Origin of the sequence: Nocardia carnea (assembly GCF_029869215.1) — a bacterium.
GTDB classification, from domain to species: domain Bacteria; phylum Actinomycetota; class Actinomycetes; order Mycobacteriales; family Mycobacteriaceae; genus Nocardia; species Nocardia carnea_B.
Genome location: NZ_JARWPM010000381.1, coordinates 1 through 14,676 on the forward strand (window position 1 = coordinate 1; position 14,676 = coordinate 14,676).

Sequence of the window (14,676 nt, forward strand, 5' to 3'; positions counted from 1 at the left end):
CCGCCCCCCCCCCCCCCCCCCCCCCCCCCCCCCCCCCCCCCCCCCCCCCCCCCCCCCCCCCCGCGCCCCCCCCCCCCCCCCCCCCCCGCCCCCCCCCCCCCCCGGGGCCGGAGACCAGCAGCAAACTGCGTGGTCGCAGACCGTCCAGCCGGGCGAGCGCGCCTTCGGCCACGGCCGCGGCGATCGCGCGGACCTGGGCGCCACCGGATGCGGCGGAACGGAGGGCGCCGCCGGTATCGGCGGCCTCGAGCATTGCGGCATCGTCCAGATCGAGTACCGGGGTATCAGCGATCATCGGGCGTGGCACCTCCCCTCATCGCGCTGTTATCGGTCGCCGCCATTGCCCCGGTCGTGGACACCGGGCCTGGAACGGGCGAATCCACGGTGTGTATTTCCACTATTCCAGTCAGGCGCGGACGATGCGCAGAATCTCGGTCACGAGTGCGTCTACTTCCGCCGGAGTGCGCGCTTCGACGTTGAGCCGCAGCAGCGGTTCGGTATTCGAGGCACGCAGGTTGAACCACGCGTCGTCGGCCAGTTGCACCGTCACCCCGTCCAGCCGGTCCACCGCGACCGCGCGGCCGGCGAAGGCGTCGAGTACCGCGCCGGTGCGCCCGGCCGCGTCCGCGACGGTCGAATTGATCTCGCCCGAGGCGGCGTAGCCGGTGTAGGAGGACATCAGCTCCGAGACGGGACGTTTATCCTCGCCCAGGGCGGCCAGCACGTGCAGCGCGGCCAGCATCCCGGAATCGGCACCCCAGAACTCGCGGAAGTAGTAGTGCGCGGAATGCTCGCCGCCGAACACCGCCCCGGTGGTGGCCATGAGTTGTTTGATGAACGAATGCCCCACCCGCGACCGCACCGGGTTGCCGCCCAGCTCGGCCACCAGCTCCGGGACCGACCGGGAGGTGATCAGATTGTGGATGATCGTGGCGCCCGGCTCCTTCGCGAGTTCGCGTTCGGCGACCAGCGCGGTGATCGCCGACGGCGAAACCGGCTCACCCTGCTCGTCGACCACGAAGCAGCGGTCGGCGTCGCCGTCGAAGGCCAGCCCGATATCGGCATCGGATTCCCGGACCAGTTTCTGCAGATCCACCAGGTTCGCCGGATCCAGCGGGTTGGCCTCGTGGTTGGGGAAGGACCCGTCCAGTTCGAAATACAGCGGCACGATCGTGACCTGCGGCAGCGCACCGAGGACCGCGGGCACGGTATGCCCGCCCATCCCGTTGCCGGCGTCCACCGCGACCGTCAGCGGCCGGATACCGCCCAGATCCACCAGCTCGCGCAGGAACGCGGCGTAGTCGCCGAGCAGGTCGGTTTCGGTGGTGGTGCCCGGTGCGCCGTCGTAGCCCGGCACCCCGGTGACGAGTTCTTCCGCGATGGTCGCGAGCCCGGTGTCCTGCCCGACCGGCAGCGCCCGCGGCCGGCACAGCTTGATGCCGTTGTAGCGGGCCGGGTTGTGGCTGGCGGTGAACATGGCGCCCGGGCAGTCGAGGGTGCCCGAGGCGAAATACAGCTGATCGGTGGACGCGAGGCCGATCCGCACCACATCCAGCCCCTGAGCCAGTACGCCCGCGGCGAAGGCGTCCACGAGTTCCGGTGACGAGGCGCGCATATCGTGACCGATCACGATGCGGCGCGCGTTCTCAGCCCGCATGAGCCGGGCGAACGCCGCGCCGGTATCGCGGACGAAATCGGCATCGAGTTGTTCCCCGACGACGCCGCGGATGTCGTAGGCCTTGATCACCGCGTTCACGGACTCGGCAGAGCGGGCGACTGTCATGGGGAACACCCTAGTAGGTGTGTTTCGGCGGTGTATCCACTGCCGCCTCCGGCGCCGGCGCCGGGCACGTCAGGGTGGTGGCCCGAGCGCTGGGTCCGGCGGCGGCCGATCGGCGCACCGGTTCGTGCGGCCGGGGTGATCGGTATGCCGGGAAACGCGTTCAGCTCGGCGGATCGGGTAATACCCGGAGATGACCGCGGCGCCCGGTGCGAGTGGGGCGCGGCGGCGGGGTGTGCTCGCGGTAGCCGCGCTGCTCTGGTTCGGGCGGGCGGCGGCGTAGGCCGGCCTCGCGGACGGCCTCGGCCAGTGCGGTGAGGTCGTCGTCGTCGGGGGTTGTCGCGAAACTGCCTTCGTGCCGGACCATATCCCAGCCCTTGGGGGCGGTGATCCGGGAGGCGTGCGTTCCGCACAGATCCCAGGAATGGGGTTCGGCTACCGTCGCCAGCGGACCCACCACCGCGGTGGAGTCCGAGTAAACATAGGTCAGCGTCGCGACGGCCGGATTCTTGCAGCCGGGTCGGCAGCAACGACGCATGGAGATCACGTCGATGAGAGTAACCCGCCACACGGACACAAGTGGGTCAGACACGCTCACCGATCCGGCTCCGCCCGGCGCGTCGGAGTGTGATCTGTATCTATGGAGGCGCTCCGCGCCTCGAGAAGGCGGGGCCCTATTAACCCCTGGTCTTCACTCCTACGCTCGTCCGCTTCGCTCCCCCGCTCCGTCGCTCCAGACCAGGGGCGGGCCCCGCCGCAGAATGCTGACCAGGGATCTGGCTGACGTCGACCGGGGGGAAGTCATACCGGGCCTGGCGACCGTGGGCCCGGTTCCGGGCCCACGGAAAAGGTAACGGGGCTTCGTCGGTTCGAGGGCGGGTGAACCCGGCTATTCCGGTTCGGGGTCTATTACGTCGGGGTCGACGCCGAGGTAGGTGGCGATCTGCTGGACGAGGACCTCGCGGAGCAGGTCGACCAGATCGTCCGGGTCGCCGGCGCGGAGTTCGAGGGGTTTGCGGAACAGGACGACCCGCGCGCGGATGGGAGTGCCGTGCCGGTCGACACCGGCCGGGATGAGCCGGGACAGCGGGACCGGGCCGTCGGCCACCACCTCGTCCGGCCAGGTGACCGAATCCGGGTGCAGCGGACGGATTTTCGGGACATCGTCGACGGCGATATCCAGTTTGGTGAGGCGGTCGTGCCAGCGGGTGTCCAGCGGAGCGAACGCCTCCAGGACGAGCCGGTCGAATTTCTGGCCGCGGGTGCGCCACGCGGGGACGGTGGGAGGAAGCATGGGTCCGCGCACGCCGCGCCCTCGGCGGCTGACCGACCGGGCGGTCGGGGGTCTGCGGTTGCGGGATCGGGCCATGACTCGAACGTTAGTCATCGAGCGCCGATCGCGACGGCCCGCCCCGGCTACCTGCTCCGGGGCGCACCGACGCGAGCGGTCTCGTCAGCCGATACCGCGCTTGAGGCGCCGGCGCTCCCGCTCCGACAGGCCGCCCCAGATTCCGAACCGCTCATCGTGTGCGAGCGCGTATTCCAGGCATTCGTCGCGGACCTCGCATCCCATGCAGATGCGTTTGGCCTCGCGGGTGGAGCCACCCTTCTCCGGGAAGAAGGCCTCCGGGTCTGTCTCCGCGCAGAGTGCGCGTTCCTGCCACTGTTCTTCGATGGAGTCGAACATCTCGTCGAAACCGGTCACGATCAGGCTGAGCCGGGGTGCCGATTCTCGCTCACTCCGATCGCGATCGGTCCAGCCGTTGTCAGCAGCGACGCCTCGTGCTGCGCCTGCTGTGGAATCGGTTCGCGATACACCCACCGGAATGCCGGCCGGGGCCAGTTCTTCGGCCATCGCTCCGCCTCCTCACTGTGTGTTAGCGCAGAATGAATTCGTTCCGTCGATCCACACGCATATCGACGGCCTAACTCCGCGATGTTGTCTCGCGGACTTCCCCGAGCCCGTCATTCGAATTCGAACATCTGTTCGAATTTCCGCTCGCGCCTTGCACTTCCCGCGCGATCCGGAATGACATGTCTGTGATTAGACACGCCGCCGGGTGTGATGGTCAAGCCACCGTCACTATTCCGTTACTATCCCGCGCGGCATTCCGAGTCGATCTTGTGACCCGAATAGCAAATGAGCGGCAAATATAGCGGAAGACGCACTATTTATCGCGCGGCATAGGGTGTACAGATGTGACTTCAGAACAAGCGGACATCGGGCCCGCCAATGGTCCCCGTATCGTCGTCCTGGTCGGCGGAGTCGGTGGCGCGCGGTTCCTGCTGGGGGTGCGGGAGCTGCTGCCCGAAGCCGAGGTTTCGGCCATCGTCAATGTGGGCGACGACGTGTGGATGCACGGGCTCAGAATCTGTCCCGACCTCGATACCTGCATGTATACGCTGGGCGGCGGAATAGATCCGGAGCGCGGCTGGGGCCGGTTGGGAGAAACCTGGCACGCCAAGGAGGAGTTGGCGAAATATCACGCCCAGCCGGACTGGTTCGGACTGGGGGATCGGGATATCGCCACACACCTCGTTCGTACCGAAATGTTGCGTGCCGGCTATCCGCTCTCGGCGGTCACCGAGGCGCTGTGCAAACGGTGGCAACCGGGTGTCGAACTCATCCCGGCAACCGACGATCGCTGCGAAACGCATGTTGTTATCAGCGATCCGGAGAGCCCCAGCGAACGCCGCGCGATCCATTTCCAGGAGTGGTGGGTTCGGTACCGGGCGGACGTTCGAACTCATGGATTCGCCACAATCGGGGCGGATGAAGCCAAACCGGCGCCGAATGTGATCGAACTCATAGCCGATGCAGATATTGTATTACTGGCCCCCTCGAATCCTGTGGTGAGTGTGGGAGCGATCCTGGCGGTGCCGGGAATTCGCGGGGCGTTGCGCACCACCGCGGCGCCGGTGATCGGGGTTTCGCCGGTGATCGACGGCAAGCCGTTGCGCGGGATGGCCGACGAATGCCTGTCGGTGATCGGCGTGGAGACCACCGCGGAGGCGGTCGGCCGTCACTACGGATCCCGTTCCGCCACCGGCATTCTCGACGGCTGGCTGATCCACACGACCGATACCGCCGAGGTGCCCGGCGTCGAGGTGCGCAGTGTTCCCCTGTTGATGACGGATCCGCCGGCCACCGCCGAAATGGTGCGGGCTGCCCTGGAACTGGCGGGAGTGAAACCGTGACCGACTCGTTTGCCGAGGTAATCGGCGATCACGCCGCCGCGGAATTGCGAATTCTGCCGATCACCGGATTACCGGAATTCCGTCCCGGCGACGACCTCGCCGCACATATCGCCGAGTGTGCCCCGTGGCTGGCCGACGGCGACATCCTGGTGGTCACCAGCAAGATCGTCGCCAAGGCCGAGGGCCGGATCGTGGCCGCGCCGACCGATCCGGAACAGCGCGACGCGGCGCGGCGGCGGCTGGTGGAACAGGAATCGGTGCGCATCGTGGCCCGCCGTGGCCGGACGCTGATCACCGAGAACCGGCTCGGCATCGTGCAGGCCGCGTCCGGCGTGGACGGATCCAATGTCGAACGCGACGAACTCGTTCTGCTGCCCGCCGATCCCGACGGCAGTGCCAAAGGGTTGCGCTCGGGGCTGGCCACGCGCCTGGGCGTGAATGTGGGTGTGGTGGTGACCGATACGATGGGCCGCGCTTGGCGCAACGGCCAGACCGATGTCGCGATCGGGTCCGCGGGATTGCGAGTCCTGCACGACTATTCGGGCGCGGTCGACGGACAGGGCAACGAACTACAGGTCACCCAGGTCGCGATCGCCGACGAACTGGCCGCCGCCGCCGATCTGGTGAAGGGCAAACTGGGCGGGGTCCCGGTGGCGGTGGTGCGCGGCCTGTCGCTCACCGACGACGGTTCGACCGCAACCGATCTGGTGCGTGCGGGGACCGACGACCTGTTCTGGCTCGGGACCGCCGAGGCGCTGCGGAAGGGCCGCGGGGAGGCGGTGCTGCTGCGGCGTTCGGTGCGTAGTTTCAGTACCGAACCGGTGGATCCGGAGGTGATCCGCGCGGCGACCGCGGTCGCGCTGACCGCGCCCGCACCCCATCACACCCGCCCGGTGCGTTTCGTCTGGTTGCGTGACCGGGCGCGGCGCGAACAATTGCTCACCGCGATGGCCGAGAAGTGGCGGGCCGATCTGCTGGCCGACGGCCTGGATCCCGAACGTGTGGAGCGGCGGGTGAGCCGTGGCCGCATCCTGTTCGACGCCCCGGAGGTGATCATCCCGTTCTGTGTGCCCGACGGCGCCCACGATTATCCGGACGAGCGCCGGCGGGCCGCGGAACAGACCATGTTCACCGTGGCGGTGGGCGCCGCGGTACAGGGCCTGCTGGTCGCGCTGGCCGCCGAGGGGCTGGGTAGCTGCTGGATCGGGTCGACGATCTTCGCGCCGGAGGTCACCCGGGCGGTACTCGATACCGGCGACGACTGGAAACCGCTGGGGGCCATCGCTATCGGCCACCCCATCGAGGAGCTGACCCCGCGTCCGCCGCGTGACCCCGCCGCGGGACTGGTGGAGCTGTGAGCGCCGAATCGCTGCGCGCCTCGGCGACCGAACTGCTGACCGCGTGGAAACCGGACGCCGGGCCGGACGCGTCGGTGCGGGAGGCCATGCTGGCCTTTCTCGGCTCGGCGCCGCGCGGCTGCCTGCGCGAGCACGCGCCCGGTCATATCACCGCCTCGGCCGTGGTGTTCTCCCATGACGGCCGGCAGGTGCTGTTGACCCTGCACCCACGGGTCGGGCGCTGGATCCAGCTCGGCGGTCACTGTGAGGAGACCGACGAGACGGTCCCGATGGCCGCGCTGCGCGAGGCCACCGAGGAATCCGGTATCCAGGGGCTGGATCTGGACGCGGAACTCTATGCGGCGCAGGCACATCCGATCACTTGTTCGCTCGGGGTACCGACGCGGCATCTGGATCTGCTGTTCCGGATCACCGCGCCGCCGGGGGCGGTGCCGGTGCGTAGCGCGGAATCCACCGACCTGCGCTGGTGGCCGGTGGACGCCCTGCCGCCGGATGCCGATGTCGTGATCCGCTGAGACGGCCGCGCAACGCCACCGTCCCGGCCCGATCGGACGGGCGGGCGGCGATGCTCCGGGTGGACACGGCTGCTATCGGCCCGGCCGGGGATTCGGGGATTCGGGGATTCGGGGATCCGGGATCGGGGGCGTGGCGTAGCGGGTGGCGTCGGCGACCGGCGGCGACAGCAGCGGGGCGGTTTCGATCGCGTGTCGTCGTCCGGGCGGCCGCCGGGCGAGGTGTCCGCCCGAAGGCCGGCGTCCCGCACGTCGAGCTGATGTAGTCGACGGCGCGCGCAGCCTGCGACCACGCGCCGGTTGACCACGGGCCGGGGGCGGCGGCATGGCGGGTGGGTGGCGCAGCTGTGTGGCCGCTGCCCGGGGCCGGGACCGGTCGTCGATTGTCACGGTGTGTTCTCGGCCCGCTGCGGACCCTGCCGCGCGCCAGGGTGGAACTGCCGTCCGCCGCCGGTACCGGCGGGCGGGAAACTCCGCCCCGAACAGGCGGAGCGGCCGGCTGGATGCAGTACCCGCTCGCCTCGAATAACAACTGCGTCAACGTAAATCGGCTGGTTACCGAAACCGTAAACCCCCTCCACCCGGGTGCTGTCGCGCCCTTACGGTCGAAGGCAGTTGTTATGTGCGTCACAGTGCCGGGTGAGGAGGCGATGCGCCGGTGACCACCGAATCCAGAACTCCGGATACGCCGCCGACCTGGCGTGATCCCAAGCGATACCTGTGGCTGTGGGGTCTGTTCGCGCCCACCGGGCTGTTCACCATCGGTCTGCCGCTGACCTGGCTCTTCGGCTCGCTGGGCTGGAGCGGCCCGGTCCACGTCCTGTTCTGGCTCGGCCCGCTGGTGTTGTACCTCGTGATACCGCTCGCCGACCGGTTGTTCGGGCAGGATGCGACCAGCCCGCCCGAAGAGGTGCTGGCGGCCCTGGAGAACGACAAGTACTACCGCTACCTGACCTATCTGTACCTCCCCTGTCAGTACGCGACCCTGGTTGCGGTCTGCTTCCTGCTCACGGCCGGGGAGCTCCCGGTGCCCGGCCTGGAGGACGGTCTGGGGACGGTCGACAAGGTCGGGCTGGCCCTCACCGTCGGCGTGATCGGCGGAATCGGGATCAACACCGCCCATGAACTCGGGCACAAGAAGGTGGGCCTGGAACGCCGGTTGTCCAGGATCGCGTTGGCGCAGTCCGCCTATGGGCATTTCTATGTCGAACACAATCGTGGCCATCACGTCCGGGTCGCGACTCCCGAGGATCCGGTCAGCGCCCGGTTCGGTGAGGGTTTCTGGGCTTTTCTGCCGCGGGCGGTGCTCGGGAGCCTGCGCTCGGCCTGGCAGTTGGAACGCGCCCGGCTGGCGCGCCTCGGCTCGGGGCCGTGGAGCCGGCGCAACGAGGTGCTCACCGCATGGCTGCTGACCGTGGTGCTGTACGCCGCGCTGATCGCGGCGTTCGGCGTGGTACTGCTGCCGTTTCTGCTCCTGCAGGCGGTGATGGGGGTCGGTCTGCTGGAGGCGGTGAACTATCTGGAGCACTACGGTCTGGTCCGGCAGCGCACCTCTTCGGGTCGCTACGAACGTCCCGCGCCCCGGCACAGCTGGAACAGTGACAACGTGGTCACCAATGTTTTCCTGTATCACCTGCAGCGGCACAGCGACCACCACGCGCACCCGACCCGCCGCTACCAGGCCCTGTGCAGTCGTGAGCGGGTTCCGGTGCTGCCCACGGGATACGCGGGCATGATCCTGCTCGCCTATTTCCCGCCCTTGTGGCGGCGGGTGATGGACAAACGTGTGCTTGCGCTCTACGACGGCGATATCACCCGGGTCAATATCCATCCACCCGCCCGGCGGCGATTACTGGCCCGGTACGGCGTGGTCGCGGCGGCGGAGTGAGCGCGTATCGCCTCGGCCGGGTGGTGCTCGGTCCAGCGAGGTTGACGGCCGGGTTCCCGGACCAGGCCGCCGGGGGCGGGCCCGGCCACCTGCGCCGGCCGGGATGCTGCCGGTCGGTCGCAGTGCGGTTCGGCACGAGATCTGCTTTACAAATTGATAAATTTGTCTACCGGAATGCCTTCGCTGCGCCTATCGTCGGGGCTGAATGTTGTGCGCATCACAGCGCGGCGTGAGGAAGTGAGACAGCGATGTCTGCCGTGCCCGAAAATCCGGCCACCCCGGGGGTGCCCGGCCCAGCGGCCCCGCCGGAGAACCCCGGTGAATCGGTCCCGCCGCAAGCCTGGCGAGATCCCAAGCGGTACCTGTGGCTGTGGGGGCTGTTCGCGCCCACCGGGCTGTTCACCATCGGTCTACCGCTCATCTGGGGGCTCAACGCCCTCGGCTGGCACGGCCTCGCCCACATTCCGTACTGGCTCGGGCCGATACTGCTCTACCTGGTCATCCCGATCGCCGATCTGGCCTTCGGCGCGGACGGCACCAACCCGCCCGACGAGGTGATGGCAGCGCTGGAGAACGACAAGTACTACCGATACCTCACCTATCTCTATCTCCCGTGCCAGTACGCCACCTTGATCATGGCCTGCTACTTGATCACCGCCGATGACCTGAGCTGGCTGGGAGTCGCCGGCGGACTGCAGATCGTCGACAAGATCGGGCTGGCGCTCACGGTCGGGGTGATCGGCGGCGTCGGGATCAACACGGCGCACGAACTCGGGCACAAGAAAGTGGGCCTGGAACGCCGGCTGTCGCGGATCGCCTTGGCGCAGAGCGGGTACGGACACTTCTATATCGAGCACAACCGGGGTCACCACGTGCGGGTCGCGACCCCCGAGGATCCGGCGAGCGCCCGGTTCGGGGAGAGCTTCTGGGCGTTCTGGCCGCGCACGGTCTGGGGCAGCCTGCGCTCGGCCTGGGAGCTGGAACGTACCCGGCTGCGGCGCCAGGACCGCGGACCCTGGTCCCGGCACAACGAGGTGCTCACCGCCTGGCTGCTGACCGTGCTGCTGTACGCCGCGCTCGTCGCCGTGTTCGGTGTGGAACTGCTGCCCTATCTCCTGCTGCAGGCAGTGATGGGATTCAGCCTGCTCGAATCGGTGAACTATCTCGAGCACTACGGGCTGGTTCGGCAGCGCACCGGCTCCGGCCGCTACGAGCGCCCGGCGCCGACGCACAGCTGGAACAGCGACCATCTGGTCACCAATATTTTCCTGTACCACCTGCAGCGGCACAGTGACCACCACGCCTATCCGACCCGCCGATATCAGACCTTGCGAAGTTGGGTTCAGGCTCCGGAACTGCCCAGCGGGTACGCGAGCATGATCCTGCTCGCCTACTTCCCGCCGCTGTGGCGGCGGGTCATGGACAAACGGGTACTCGCGCACTACGACGGCGATATCACCCGGGCCAATATCCATCCGCCCCGCCGGGAACAGATACTGGCCCGCTACGCCGCGCCGGCGCCGGGAGCGACCGCATGAGCGGGCCGGCCCCGGAGGCGGGGGTGACATCCATGCGCCGCGGCCACCGCGTCGGTGTGCTGCTCGCGAGCGGGGCTCGTCCGGGCGCCGGGGCGGGATCATGAGCGCCTACCGTTGCCCGGTCTGCGAATATGTCTACGACGAGGCCGCGGGCGATCCGCACGAGGGTTTCCCGCCGGGGACCCCGTGGTCGGCTGTGCCCGACGACTGGTGCTGCCCGGACTGCGCCGTCCGGGAAAAGATCGATTTCGAACCGGTGCCCGCCCGTTCCTGATCCGGCCGGCGCCGCTGGACCGAAAGGCCGATGTGCCCATGACTGATTACAAGCTCTATCAATGTGCCCAATGCGGTTTCGAATACGACGAGGCGCAGGGCTGGCCCGAGGACGGTATCGCGCCCGGCACCCGCTGGGCCGATATTCCCGACGACTGGACCTGTCCCGACTGCGGGGCGGCCAAGGCCGACTTCTTCATGGTCGAGATCGAACGAACTTGAAACTTTGACTTGTGCAGCGAAAACGTGCCAGGGTCGCAGGCATGCCTGCCACCGGATCCCGGAATTCCACCCAGGGGTCTGCGCGTGAGTTGCTGCGCACAGCCATCCTGGACGCGATGCGTGACCTATTGGGGAAACGCGACTGGTCGAAGATCACGCTCACCGAGGTAGCGGCCGGTGCCGGGGTGAGCCGGCAGACCCTCTACAACGAATTCGGTTCGCGGCAGGGCCTGGCCGAGGCCTACGCCATCCGCCTGGCCGACGATCTGGTCGACCATGTGGAAACCGCACTGGCCGCCAATATCGGCGACGCCGACGCCTCCATCCGGGACGGTCTCGCGAGCTATTTCCGCGATGCCGCCCAGGATCCGCTGGTGCGGTCGCTGCTGCTGGGTGAGGTCAAACTCGATCTGCTTCGGCTGATCACTCTCGATGCCGGCCCGCTGATCGGGCACGCCACCGAACGGCTCTCCGGGGTGATGCAGCGCAGCTGGATCGCCCCCACGCCGGACCAGGCCGATACCTTCGCACACGCCCTGGTCCGGCTGGCGATCAGCTATATCCCCACCCCACCCGGGCCAGAGCACGACGCCCCCGCCGAACTCGCCCGGGTCTTCGCTCCCTATGTGGCCGCGGTACTCGCTGGCCAGGTGGCGCCGGACCGCGCACGGTGAGCGCACGATACCCGGGCCGGCGGCGATCCGGCCCGATCACCTGCGGCCGCACCCGCTCCCTGGGCAACTCGGATGCGGGACCCCGGGGCGCCGCGGGACACGGTACGGTTCCGGCGTGTAACGGTCGCCACGTTCGGGCCGAACAATGACGCAATGGAGACGCCCGGTCTGCAAATATGTAGGCCAGCAAGTTCGGTTTTTCAATAGCGGGGCAAACGTGCAATTGGTTGGCAAGTCGGCCGGATCGGCCGATCCCAAACGCCATCTGTGGGTGCTCGGCCTGATCGCTCCGGCCACCGCGCTGTTGCCCTCTCAGCTGGTGCTGCACACCGGGCTCGAGGTGTTCTGGTGGACCGGGCCGATCATCGTCCTGGGCATCATCCCGCTACTCGATATCCTGGTCGGCGACGACGGCTCGAACCCGCGCGACGAGGACTACGAAACCCTCTCCAACGACCGCTATTACCGCTGGTGCACCTATCTCTTCCTGCCCATCCAGCTGGTCGGTCTCGCCTTGGCCGGGTATCTGTGGGCGGGCAGCGAACTCGATGTGGTCGACAAGGTCGGCCTTGCCATGACGCTGGGACTGGTATCCGGGATCGGAATCAACGCCGCGCACGAACTCGGGCACCGGGTGGAACGTCTGGAGCGATGGCTGGCCAAGATCGCGCTGGCGCAATCCGGGTACGGGCATTTCTTCGTCGAGCACAACCGCGGCCACCATGTCCGGGTGGCGACACCCGAGGACCCGGCCAGCGCCCGGTTCGGCGAAAGCCTGTGGCAGTTCCTCCCGCGCAGTGTGGCCGGTGGGTTCCGCTCCGCCCTGCGGCTCGAACGGGAACGGTTGCGCCGCACCGGCAGCGGCTGGTGGAGCCCGCGCAACCACATTCTGCAGGCCTGGGTCATGACCGTGGTGCTCTTCGGTGGCCTCATGCTGGTTTTCGGCTGGGAGATCCTGCCGTACCTGCTGCTACAAGCGGTGATCGGCGCGGGGCTGCTGGAAACGGTCAACTACATCGAGCACTACGGATTGCTGCGCGAGCGCCGCCCCAACGGGCGCTACCGGCGCTGTACCCCGCGTGACAGCTGGAACAGCGATCGGCTGGTCACGAATATTTTCCTGTTCCATCTGCAGCGGCACAGCGATCACCACGCCAACCCCGGCCGCCGCTATCAGACGCTGCGCAGTTCCGACGAGGCGCCGCAGCTGCCCGCCGGCTACGCGGCCATGGTGGTGCTGGCGGTGATCCCGCCGCTGTGGCGGCGCGTCATGGACAAACGGGTGCTGGCACATTACGACGGCGATCTCTCCCGGATCAATGTGGCCCCGCACCGGCGCGCAGCGGGCGCGACCCTGCCGGCCGGTCCCGGCGTCGCCGCCTGACCCCGCGGCGCTGCCGCAACCCGACCGCCCGGTACCGCGCACCGACCGATACAGCCGGACCGCGGCCGGGCGGAACCCGCTAGCCTTGCGATCGAGACCGTGTTTATCGGGCCTGAGCGAGGCCTGGCCGATCGGTCCACCTCCCGACGCGGAGGCCGGAGCGAAGGCGGAGGTATCGCACTACCGTCTCCGGGCCCGACTCGCTCACGCCGTAACCGAGAGAAGGCTGATCCACGCTGATGACGACCTCCGAATTGCCTCGCACCTCGCTGAGCACCGATAGCCGCAACGGCATCGAATACAAGGTCGCGGATCTGTCGCTGGCCGATTTCGGCCGCAAGGAGATCCGGCTGGCCGAACACGAAATGCCCGGGCTGATGGCCCTGCGCCGCGAATACGCCGAGGTCGCGCCGCTCAAAGGCGCGCGCATCTCCGGCTCCCTGCATATGACCGTGCAGACCGCTGTGCTGATCGAAACCCTCACCGCACTGGGCGCCGAGGTGCGGTGGGCCTCCTGCAATATCTTCTCCACCCAGGACCATGCCGCGGCCGCCGTGGTGGTCGGCCCGCACGGCACCGTCGAAGAGCCGCAGGGCACCCCCGTGTTCGCCTGGAAGGGCGAAACGCTGGAGGAGTACTGGTGGGCCGCCGAACAGATGCTCACCTGGCCGGGCGAACCGGCCAATATGATCCTCGACGACGGCGGTGACGCCACCATGCTGGTGCTGCGTGGCGCCCAGTTCGAGAAGGCGGGCGTGGTCCCGCCGGCCGATGCGGAGCATTCCGCCGAGTACACGGTGTTCCTGAACCTGCTGCGCGAACGGTTCGAGACCGACAAGGGCAAATGGACCGCCATCGCCCGCAGCGTCAAGGGTGTCACCGAGGAGACCACCACCGGCGTCCTGCGGCTGTACCAGTTCGCCGCCGCCGGGGAACTGACCTTCCCGGCGATCAATGTCAACGATTCGGTCACCAAGTCGAAGTTCGACAACAAATACGGCACCCGGCATTCGCTGATCGACGGCATCAACCGCGGCACCGATGTCCTCATCGGCGGTAAGAAGGTCCTGATCTGCGGCTACGGCGATGTGGGCAAGGGTTGCGCGGAATCGCTGGCCGGGCAGGGCGCGCGGGTCCAGGTCACCGAAATCGACCCGATCAACGCCCTGCAGGCGCTGATGGACGGCTACGACGTGGTCACCGTGGAACAGGCCATCGCCGACGCCGATATCGTCATCACCTCGACCGGTAACAAGGACATCATCACCCTCGACCATATGCGGGCGATGAAGGACCAGGCCATTCTGGGAAATATCGGTCATTTCGACAACGAAATCGATATGGCGGCCCTGGAGCGTTCCGGCGCGACCAAGTTGAATATCAAACCTCAGGTCGACCTGTGGACGTTCGGTGATTCCGGTAAGTCCATCATCGTGCTCTCCGAGGGCCGGCTGCTGAATCTGGGCAACGCCACCGGCCATCCGTCGTTCGTCATGAGCAACAGCTTCTCCAACCAGGTGATCGCGCAGATCGAACTGTGGACCAAACCGGAGGAATACGACAACGAGGTCTATCGCCTGCCGAAGGTGCTCGACGAGAAGGTCGCCCGGATCCACGTCGAGGCGCTCGGCGGCACGCTGACCAAGCTCACCAAGGACCAGGCCGAATACATCAACGTCGATGTCGAGGGCCCGTACAAGCCGGAGCACTACCGCTACTGATCCGGCACCCTTTCCCGGTCTCCGGCTGTGGCCCCCCGGCCCGGGCGGGGGGGGCCACGGGGGGCGGTTGGGGGGGGTGCAAGGGGTTGTTGGTTAAGGGGGGTGGGCCGGACCGGGCGGGGAAAAGG

14 protein-coding genes and 1 pseudogene are annotated in these 14,676 nt (G+C 67.9%); 10 read left to right on the plus strand and 5 right to left on the minus strand.

Annotated features, from left to right (window positions below):
- The 5 genes and pseudogenes from QH276_RS27530 to QH276_RS27550 all read right to left on the minus strand — a co-directional run.
- A pseudogene (locus tag QH276_RS27530) lies at positions 1-295 on the minus strand (hypothetical protein); the annotation flags it as partial.
- A 111-nt stretch (positions 296-406) separates the two neighbouring features.
- Complete coding sequence (locus QH276_RS27535) at positions 407-1,783, minus strand: phosphomannomutase/phosphoglucomutase (RefSeq protein WP_280400588.1); 1,377 nt, start codon at positions 1,781-1,783, stop codon at positions 407-409.
- A gap of 160 nt (positions 1,784-1,943) precedes the next feature.
- Positions 1,944-2,318, minus strand: a complete 375-nt coding sequence (locus QH276_RS27540; protein ID WP_432278685.1) for a DUF3499 domain-containing protein — start codon at positions 2,316-2,318, stop codon at positions 1,944-1,946.
- A gap of 351 nt (positions 2,319-2,669) precedes the next feature.
- Complete coding sequence (locus QH276_RS27545; RefSeq protein WP_195056709.1) at positions 2,670-3,149, minus strand: metallopeptidase family protein; 480 nt, start codon at positions 3,147-3,149, stop codon at positions 2,670-2,672.
- Positions 3,150-3,233: 84 nt separating this feature from the next.
- On the minus strand, positions 3,234-3,467 hold the full coding sequence (locus QH276_RS27550) for a WhiB family transcriptional regulator (RefSeq protein ID WP_033243613.1): 234 nt from the start codon (positions 3,465-3,467) through the stop codon (positions 3,234-3,236).
- Between the two features lie 512 nt (positions 3,468-3,979).
- On the opposite strand from QH276_RS27550, the gene cofD reads away from it, so the two are divergent.
- The 10 genes from cofD (at position 3,980) to ahcY (ending at position 14,548) form a co-directional block, all read left to right on the plus strand.
- Positions 3,980-4,978 (plus strand): 2-phospho-L-lactate transferase, encoded by a 999-nt coding sequence (cofD, locus tag QH276_RS27555; RefSeq protein ID WP_280400586.1) that lies wholly within the window; start codon positions 3,980-3,982, stop codon positions 4,976-4,978.
- Positions 4,975-6,336, plus strand: coding sequence for a coenzyme F420-0:L-glutamate ligase (locus QH276_RS27560; RefSeq protein WP_280400585.1), 1,362 nt, complete (start codon positions 4,975-4,977; stop codon positions 6,334-6,336). Before cofD ends, QH276_RS27560 begins: the two co-directional genes overlap by 4 nt.
- Entirely contained in the window at positions 6,333-6,851 is a 519-nt protein-coding gene (locus tag QH276_RS27565) for an NUDIX hydrolase (protein WP_280400584.1), read from the plus strand. The genes QH276_RS27560 and QH276_RS27565 overlap by 4 nt, the downstream gene beginning before the upstream one ends.
- Before the next feature lie 655 nt (positions 6,852-7,506).
- Positions 7,507-8,736: an alkane 1-monooxygenase gene (locus QH276_RS27570; protein ID WP_280400583.1), complete on the plus strand. Its 1,230-nt coding sequence runs from the start codon at positions 7,507-7,509 to the stop codon at positions 8,734-8,736.
- 248 nt (positions 8,737-8,984) lie between these two features.
- The gene (locus tag QH276_RS27575; protein WP_280400582.1) at positions 8,985-10,274 is read left to right on the plus strand and encodes an alkane 1-monooxygenase; all 1,290 of its coding nucleotides are present in this window, start codon (positions 8,985-8,987) and stop codon (positions 10,272-10,274) included.
- Between the two features lie 100 nt (positions 10,275-10,374).
- On the plus strand, positions 10,375-10,548 hold the full coding sequence (locus QH276_RS27580) for a rubredoxin (protein WP_280400581.1): 174 nt from the start codon (positions 10,375-10,377) through the stop codon (positions 10,546-10,548).
- 38 nt (positions 10,549-10,586) lie between these two features.
- Positions 10,587-10,769 (plus strand): rubredoxin, encoded by a 183-nt coding sequence (locus QH276_RS27585; protein ID WP_280400580.1) that lies wholly within the window; start codon positions 10,587-10,589, stop codon positions 10,767-10,769.
- Positions 10,770-10,810: 41 nt separating this feature from the next.
- Positions 10,811-11,443, plus strand: coding sequence for a TetR/AcrR family transcriptional regulator (locus QH276_RS27590; protein ID WP_280400579.1), 633 nt, complete (start codon positions 10,811-10,813; stop codon positions 11,441-11,443).
- A 217-nt stretch (positions 11,444-11,660) separates the two neighbouring features.
- Positions 11,661-12,827 carry an alkane 1-monooxygenase gene (locus QH276_RS27595; RefSeq protein WP_432278808.1) on the plus strand — a complete coding sequence of 389 codons (1,167 nt, stop codon included), beginning with the start codon at positions 11,661-11,663 and terminating at the stop codon, positions 12,825-12,827.
- A gap of 239 nt (positions 12,828-13,066) precedes the next feature.
- On the plus strand, positions 13,067-14,548 hold the full coding sequence (gene ahcY / locus QH276_RS27600; protein WP_280400756.1) for an adenosylhomocysteinase: 1,482 nt from the start codon (positions 13,067-13,069) through the stop codon (positions 14,546-14,548).
- Positions 14,549-14,676 lie beyond the last annotated feature (128 nt).